This is a genomic window from Ensifer sp. ENS07, assembly GCF_014852185.1.
In the GTDB taxonomy this organism is placed as follows: domain Bacteria; phylum Pseudomonadota; class Alphaproteobacteria; order Rhizobiales; family Rhizobiaceae; genus Ensifer; species Ensifer adhaerens.
Genome location: NZ_JACVBE010000087.1, coordinates 1 through 258, shown reverse-complemented (window position 1 = coordinate 258; position 258 = coordinate 1). Strand labels below are relative to the sequence as shown.

Sequence of the window (258 nt, the reverse complement as noted above, 5' to 3'; positions counted from 1 at the left end):
TGCGCTCGAACTCGTCCCACGAGATGTAGCCTTCATGGGCCTGAGGGATGAGCACCTGCCAGTCGGACCTCGGCATCTTCTGCTGTACGGACTTAAGCTTGGCATTATAGACCGTGCGGGTGCGTCCGTATGCGAAAGCACCAGCGTATCGTGGATTGTGCAAAATCTGGATCACGCGAGAATGGTCGATCGCGCTCCACAGCACGTCGCCCTTGCCGATGCCGCGACGGACACGCCGGGGAAACAGGATCTTCTCGC

1 protein-coding gene is annotated in these 258 nt (G+C 59.3%); it reads right to left on the bottom strand.

The annotated features are described in order from the left end of the window. A partial coding sequence (locus IB277_RS37765; protein ID WP_192373428.1) for a recombinase family protein occupies positions 1 to 258 on the bottom strand: 258 nt, incomplete at both ends.